This is a genomic window from Burkholderia sp. Se-20378, from assembly GCF_017104665.1.
GTDB classification, from domain to species: domain Bacteria; phylum Pseudomonadota; class Gammaproteobacteria; order Burkholderiales; family Burkholderiaceae; genus Burkholderia; species Burkholderia lata.
This window is the reverse complement of the sequence record NZ_JAAGPG010000426.1, coordinates 1-7,193: the sequence shown is the minus strand read 5'-3', so window position 1 is coordinate 7,193 and position 7,193 is coordinate 1. Positions and strand designations below refer to the sequence as shown.

The 7,193-nt window shown below is 69.7% G+C and carries 6 protein-coding genes; 4 read left to right on the top strand and 2 right to left on the bottom strand.

Going from position 1 to position 7,193, the window contains the following annotated elements:
• A partial coding sequence (locus G3N93_RS30200; protein ID WP_206134595.1) for an NAD/NADP octopine/nopaline dehydrogenase family protein occupies positions 1–773 on the top strand: 773 nt, incomplete at its 5' end.
• Positions 770–1,780: a 3-hydroxybutyryl-CoA dehydrogenase gene (locus G3N93_RS30195; protein WP_206134594.1), complete on the top strand. Its 1,011-nt coding sequence runs from the start codon at positions 770–772 to the stop codon at positions 1,778–1,780. The genes G3N93_RS30200 and G3N93_RS30195, both read left to right, overlap by 4 nt.
• A gap of 134 nt (positions 1,781–1,914) precedes the next feature.
• Here G3N93_RS30195 and G3N93_RS30190 read toward each other — a convergent pair whose 3' ends face one another.
• Positions 1,915–3,252 carry an MFS transporter gene (locus G3N93_RS30190; protein WP_206134593.1) on the bottom strand — a complete coding sequence of 446 codons (1,338 nt, stop codon included), beginning with the start codon at positions 3,250–3,252 and terminating at the stop codon, positions 1,915–1,917.
• A 143-nt stretch (positions 3,253–3,395) separates the two neighbouring features.
• Complete coding sequence (locus G3N93_RS30185) at positions 3,396–4,286, bottom strand: LysR family transcriptional regulator (protein WP_206134592.1); 891 nt, start codon at positions 4,284–4,286, stop codon at positions 3,396–3,398.
• A 101-nt stretch (positions 4,287–4,387) separates the two neighbouring features.
• Between G3N93_RS30185 and G3N93_RS30180 the strand changes: the two genes are divergently transcribed.
• Positions 4,388–5,941, top strand: coding sequence for an AMP-binding protein (locus tag G3N93_RS30180; RefSeq protein WP_206134591.1), 1,554 nt, complete (start codon positions 4,388–4,390; stop codon positions 5,939–5,941).
• A gap of 11 nt (positions 5,942–5,952) precedes the next feature.
• The gene (locus tag G3N93_RS30175) at positions 5,953–7,140 is read left to right on the top strand and encodes an acyl-CoA dehydrogenase family protein (RefSeq protein WP_174938420.1); all 1,188 of its coding nucleotides are present in this window, start codon (positions 5,953–5,955) and stop codon (positions 7,138–7,140) included.
• Positions 7,141–7,193 lie beyond the last annotated feature (53 nt).

Below are 7,193 nucleotides of genomic sequence, written 5' to 3'. Positions count from 1 at the left end.
TGTTCGCGCAGGCGGCAGCCAATGCGGGCAACCGTTCGCGCGTCGCGTTCGCCGAGACGGGCACGCTGCCGTACCTGGTGCGCAAGCATGGCGACAACGACGTCGTGATCAGCGCGTACGCGACGCGTCTGCCGACCGGCGTGTTGCCGGCGAATGCGGCCGGCTGGGCGTTCGACGTGCTGCGTGCGGGTTATCCGTCGGTCGAGCCGGTCGAGGATGCGTTGTCCGGCGCGTTGATGAACGCGGGCCCGGTGATCCATCCGCCGCTGATCCTGATGAACGCCGGGCCGCTCGAACACTTCGACGCATGGGACATCCACAACGAAGGCACGCAGCCGGCGATCCGCCGCGTGACGAACGCGCTGGATGCCGAACGCATCGCGGTGCGCGAAGCGCTCGGCTACCGCGCACCGCATTTCCCGCTCGCGGATCACTATGCGGCCGACGGCGACGAATGGATGTACGGGCGCGGCGCGCACGGCAAACTGACCGATAGCGGCGACTGGCGCGAGAAGATCGATCTGCGTTCCCATCGCTACATGCTCGAAGACACCCGGCTCGGGCTGTCGTTCATCGTGTCGTGCGGGCGCTGGGCCGGTGTGCCGACGCCGGTTGCGCAGGGGCTGCTGAGCATCGCGAGCGCGGTTGCCGTGCGCGACCTGTATGCGGAAGGGCGCACGCTGGAGCGGCTCGGGATCGCGGCGCTGTCGAAGGACGCGATGCGTGCGCTGCTCGACAACGGAATCACGGGTGTCGCGGGAGTTTCAGCATGAGCGCGGCCGCCGACGTGACGCGCGTGCACGTGCTCGGCGCGGGGCGCATGGGGCAGGGGATCGCGCTCGTGTTCGCCTTTGCCGGGATCGACGTCACGCTGATCGACTTCAAGCGGCGCGATGCGGCCGGCCAAAGCGCCTTCGACGATCGTACGCGCGACGAGATCGCCAGGCCGTTGCACGCGCAGGTCGCGCTCGGCCGCATCGATGCCGCGCAGGCCGGTGCGGCAATCGCGCGCATTGCGATCGTCGCGCGGGACGGCGCGGCCGAGGCGGTGCGCGAGGCAGACGTCGTGTTCGAGGCGCTGCCCGAAGTGCTCGATGCAAAAGCCGACGCATTGCGCTGGCTCGGCGAGCACGTCGATGCACGCGCGACGATTGCGTCGACCACGTCGACGTTCGTCGTCACCGAATTGCAGCGCCATGTCGCGCACCCGGAACGGATGCTGAACGCGCACTGGCTGAACCCGGCATTGCTGATGCCGCTCGTCGAGATCAGCCGCAGCGACGCGACCGACCAGTCGGTGGTCGATGCGCTCGCCGCGCTGCTCGAACGCGTCGGCAAGAAGCCGGTGATCTGCGGGCCGGCGCCCGGCTACATCGTCCCGCGCATCCAGGCGCTCGCGATGAACGAGGCTGCGCGGATGGTCGAGGAAGGCGTCGCGAGCGCGGAGGATATCGATACGGCCATCCGCACCGGCTTCGGCCCGCGCTTCGCGGTGCTCGGGCTGCTCGAATTCATCGACTGGGGCGGCTGCGACATCCTGTACTACGCGTCGAAGTACCTGGCCGGCGAGATCGACCCGCGCTTCGCGCCGGCCGCGAGCGTCGTGCGCAACATGGAAACCGGGCGCGACGGCGTACGCACGGGCGCGGGCTTCCACGACTATGCGAACGTGGACGTGCCCGCGTACATGCGGCAGCGGCTCGGCGAGTTCGCGCGGCTGCTCGATCACCTGGGGCTGGCGCCGGTGTTCGACGGTGGGCGGCGCAACCAGGACGCGTAGCCCGGGCGTCGATACCGAGCGGGTTCGCGGTGCCACGAGAGCGTGCACGTGGCACCGCAAGCCGGTGTGTCGCTCACTCGCCGACAAGGGCACGGGCAAGTGCACGGACGTGGCGGCCGGCGCGGGCCGCGTGCTCATGCCGTATCGCCGCGCGTGCCGGCGTCGGGCGTGACACGCGTCTCGCGCATCACGCACAGCGTCGCGACGGTCACGAGCCCGAGCGCAATGAGGAACAGCGAGACGGGCCACGACGCGCGATAGTGCGCGAGCAGCGCGGTCGCGATCAACGGCGACATCCCGCCCGCGAAGATCGACGCGACTTCATGCCCGAGCGCGACGCCCGAGTAGCGCACCTCGGTGCTGAACAGCTCGCCGACGAGCGCGGGCAGCGTGCCGATCATCGCACCGTGACTCACGGCGGTGCCGACCGTGAGCGCGAGCCATACGAGCGGCGTCACGCGCGTGTCGAGCAGCCAGAAGAACGGGAACGCGCACGCGACGAGGCTCAGCGCGCCGATCAGGTACACGGGCTTGCGGCCGATCCGGTCGGACAGCCGGCCCCACGCGAGCATCGCGCCCATCTCGACGATCATCGCGATCATCACGCCGGTCAGCATCACGCCGTTCGGGATGCCGACGTATTTGCCGTAGACGAGCGAGAACGCGAGGAAGATGTACGCACCGCCGTTCTCGGCCACGCGCAGCCCCATCGCAAGCAGGATTTCCTTCGGATGGCGCCGGAGGCATTCGACGATCGGCAGGTGCGTGTGTGCGCCGCGCTTGCCGGCCTGCTCGAAGTCGCGGCTTTCCGGCAGGTGGCGGCGGATATAGATGCCGATCGCGAAGATGACGATGCTCGCGAGGAACGGCAGTCGCCAGCCCCACGCGCGGAACGCGTCGTCCGGCAGCGCCTGCGCGGCGAGAAACGCGGCCGACGACAGCACGAAGCCGCCGCCCACGCCGAGCTGGCTCCACGCGGCGTAGTAGCCGCGTTGTTCCGGCGGCGCGTTCTCGCTGATCATCAGCACGCCGCCGCCCCATTCGCCGCCGGACGCGACGCCCTGCAGCAGGCGCAGCACGACGAGCGCGGCCGGCGCCCACACGCCGACCTGCGCATAGGTCGGCAGCAGGCCGATCGCGAAGGTCGACGCGCCCATGATCAGCAGCGTCCACACGAGCGACGCCTTGCGTCCGTAGCGATCGCCGACGTGGCCGAACACGATCCCGCCGAGCGGCCGCGCGACGAAGCCCAGCGCGAAAGCTGCGAACGCGGCGAGACTGCCCGCCAGCGGTGACGCGCCGGGCGGAAAGAACACATGGCCGAACACGAGCGCAGCGGCCGTGCCGTACACGAAAAAGTCGTACCACTCCATCGCGTTGCCGGCGACGGAGGCGATGACGATCCGGCGCAGTTGCCGGTCGGCGAGCGGCCGGACGGCGCTCGGGGATTGCACGGTGTCGGTCGGGTACATGGCGGACTCTGAAGGGGGGCGGGCGCGTGCCGTCTGTGCAGCACTGCGGGCTAGTGTTGTCGGCACCGTGCCCCCGGTCAAATCCGCAGAAAAAGGGGAGTGACATCACTCCCGCTGATGATGGTCGCGGCGCGTCCCCGCGCCTATCCCACGCTTTCCCGCAGTAGCGCGATCATCCGCTGCGCCAGCGGCGGCACGTACGCGCCGGCCCGGTGCATCGCGCCGATGCGGCGGTCGAGGTCGAGCTCGCCGGCCCGCAGGTCGAGCGCGCGCACGCCGGTCACCTGGTCGAGCGCATTCGTGCCGCCGCCACACAGCAGCGGTGTGCCGCGCAACAGCTGCAGCAGCGACGTATTGCCGAAGTCCGTCTCGATGCGCAGGCGCGGCGCGGGCAAGCCGCGTGCGCGGAACGCGTCGTCGATCCGGTGCCGCACGGGAATCGTCGCTTCCGGCAGCAGCCATTCCTGATCGGCGAGGTCCGCGAGCGTGAGCCCGCGCTTGCGCTGCAGCGGGTGGGCGGCGTCGGCGAGCACGGTCAGCCGGTCGTCGAACAGCGCGATGGTGTCGAGGCCGGCGTCCTGCTGCTGCGGTTCGGGGGCAACGACGAGATCGAGCTCGCCGGCCGCGAGCAGGTCGAGCAGTTCGCGCGCGAGCCGGCAACGCAGCCGCAGCCGCGCGGCCGGCCGTTCGCGGATGAGTTGCCGGCACGCGCCCAGCACGAACGCATTGGGCACGGTCGGCGAGTAGCCGATCCGCACCACACCTTGTTCGCCGCCACGGATCGCGAGCATCTCCTGCATTGCGTCGTCGAACTCGAGCGCGATCCGCTGCGCGCGCGCGACGAAGCGTGCGCCGGCCGGCGTCGGCGTCATCCCGTTCGCGGTGCGCTCGAACAGCGTCACGCCGACTTGCGCCTCCAGCCGCTGCACGGCTTTCGTGAGCGCCGGCTGCGACAGCCCCAGCGCCTCGGCGGCCTTGCCGATGCTGCCGTGCCGCTCGACGGCCAGCAGGTACTCCAGATCGCGCGTGTCCATCGGGGGATTCCTGTCGGTTATGACTTTATATCCGGTGATGCATTGTGGTGATGCCTGGGCATCTTACAGACTGGCGGCACTGTTCGACCAGGAGAATCGCTTTGAGCTTCGCCTACTTCCTGCGGCGCGCGGCCCGCTACTGGGGCAGCCAGCCCGCCGTGATCCACCGCGACCGCGCCGTCACGTACCGCCAGCTCGACGAGCGCTCGACGCGGCTCGCGAATGCGCTGCGCGGCCTCGGCTTCGCGCCCGGCACCCGCATCGCCGTGCAGGCGCGCAATTGCATCGAGCTCGTCGAGATCGAGTGCGCGCTGTACAAGGCCGGCCTCGTGAAAGCCGCGCTGAACCCGCGCTTCACGGCCGCCGAGGCCGCCGACGTCGTCGGCAACTGCGCACCCGCCGCGTTCATCGGCGGGCGCGGCTACACGGATTACACGCCCGATTCGCCGGGCTTTTCGTCGGTCGAGCGGTTCGTGTCGATCGGCGGCGCGGTGGCCGGCTATCTCGACTACGAAACGCTGGTCGCGAAGGGCAGCGATACGCCGCCCGACTACCAGCCGGCGCCGGACGATCTCGCCGTGCTCCATTTCTCGTCCGGCTCGACGGGGCGCATCAAGGCCGCGATGCAGAGCTACGGCAACCGGCTCGCATCGCTGCGCAAGATCGTGCTGGGGATGGACCGCCCCGCGCAGCCCGGCGACCGGCTCGCGCTGATCGGCCCGATCACGCATGCGTCCGGGATGCTGATGCAGCCGTACCTGTTCTGCGGCGCGACGCTCGTGCTGTTCGACGCGTTCGAGCCCGCGCATTTCCTCGCCGACGTCGCGCGCCAGCGCATCACGCACACGTTCATGGTGCCGGCGATGGTCAACATGCTGCTGAACGCGCCCGAACTCGCGCAGGCGGACCTGCGCAGCCTGAAGGTGCTCGGCTACGGCGCGGCGCCGATGGCGCCGGCGCGTATCGAGGAAGCGTGGGCGCGCATCGGCCCCGTGCTGTCGCAAGGCTATGGCGCGAGCGAATCGACGTCGGGCGTCACGCGGCTCGGCATTGCCGACCATGCGCATGCGCTGCTGCACGACCGCGAGCGGCTCGCGTCCTGCGGCCGGCCGCTCGGCGAAACCGAGGTGCGGGTGGTCGATGCCGACGGGCGCGAAGTCGAAGGCGACGCGATCGGCGAGATCGTGATTCGCGGAGCGGACGTGTTCCAGGGCTACTGGAATGCGCCGGAGCTGACGCGCGAGGTGCTGGTCGACGGGTGGCTGCACACGGGCGACCTCGCGCGCACCGATCGCGACGGCTTCATCTATCTGGTCGACCGCAAGCACGACATGATCATTTCGGGCGGCTTCAACGTGTATCCGACCGAAGTCGAAGCGGCGCTCTACCGGCACGAAGGCGTGCTCGAGGCCTGCGTGGTCGGCGTGCCCGACGACAAGTGGGGCGAGGCCGTGAAGGCCGTGGTCGTGCTGCGTGCCGGTCGCGACGCGCAGGCGAACGATCTCGTCGCGCATTGCCGCGCGCAGCTCGCCGACTACAAGCTGCCGCGCTCCATCGATTTCGTCGCCGAGCTGCCGAAGAACGCGAACGGCAAGATCGCTCGCAAGCTCGTGCGCGAGCAGTACTGGCGCGGTGTCGCGCGCCGCGTCAACTGAAGGAGCCCACCATGTTCGATCATCTGCAACGCCCTGAATTCGTCGCGCTGCGCGCGGCCGTACTGCGCTTCGTCGACGACGAGCTGCGCCCCATCGAGCGCGAGCTGCGGCTCGACTCGGAAGGCGTGTGGCCGCGTGACGTGTTGCGCCGCGTCTGGCAACGCTCGGCCGCGCTCGGCTTCTATACCGCGAGCCTGCCCGTCGAGATCGGCGGGCAGGGGCTGTCGATCGCCGAAGTGTGTGCGCTGAAGGCCGACCTCGCCGCGAGCGGCGCGGCGCTCGCGCCGCACGTGCTCGGCGAACTCGGCGGGCCGCCGCGCGTCGGCAACATGCTGAAGTACGCGACGCCCGCGCAGCTCGATCGCTATTTCAAGCCGGTGATGCGCGGCGAGAAATCGACGTGTTTCGCGCTGACCGAACCGCACTCGGGCTCGGATGCGATGAGCATCCGCACCACGGCGGTCGAGGACGGCGATGCGCTCGTGATCAACGGCGCGAAGCACTACATCAGCGGCGCGCCGTTCGCCGATTTCGCGATCGTGATGTGCGTGACCGATGCGTCCGCGACGCCGCCGCAGATCACGGCCGTGCTGGTCGATCTCGACCTGCCCGGCGTGAGCGTCGAGCACGAGTACGTGCCGATGTCCGGCCAGCACATCGATGCGGACATCCGCTTCGTCGACGTGCGCGTGCCGCGCGAGAACGTGTTCGGCGGGCTCGGCAACGGCTTCCGGCTCGGCATGTCGCGCATCAACGTGAACCGGCTGCTGCATTGCCCGACGATGCTGGGCCTTGCGATGTCGGCGTACCGGGCGTCGCTCGATTACGCGCGCACGCGCCGGCAGTTCGGCGGACCTATCGCGCGGTTCCAGGCGATCCAGCACATGCTCGCCGACATGGCCGCCGCGTTGTGGGCATGCGAAAGCATGATCGCGCATACGGCCGCGCTCGCCGATGCGGGCGCCGACCTGCGGATGACGGCCGCCGCCTGCAAGCTTTACGTGTCGGAGCGCTGCTTCGAGGTCGCGGACAAGGCCGTGCAGATCCACGGCAACGTCGGCGTCACGCGCGGCCATCCGGTCGAGCAGACGTTCCGCAAACTGCGGATGTTCCGGATCCTGACCGGCACCAGCGAGATCCAGCGCAACACGATCGCGAAGGCGATTCTCGAACCGGCCGCCGCGGGAGGCGCCGCATGACGGCGCGCGACGACGCATGCGGCGCATGGCCAGATCGGACGAGCACACGTCTG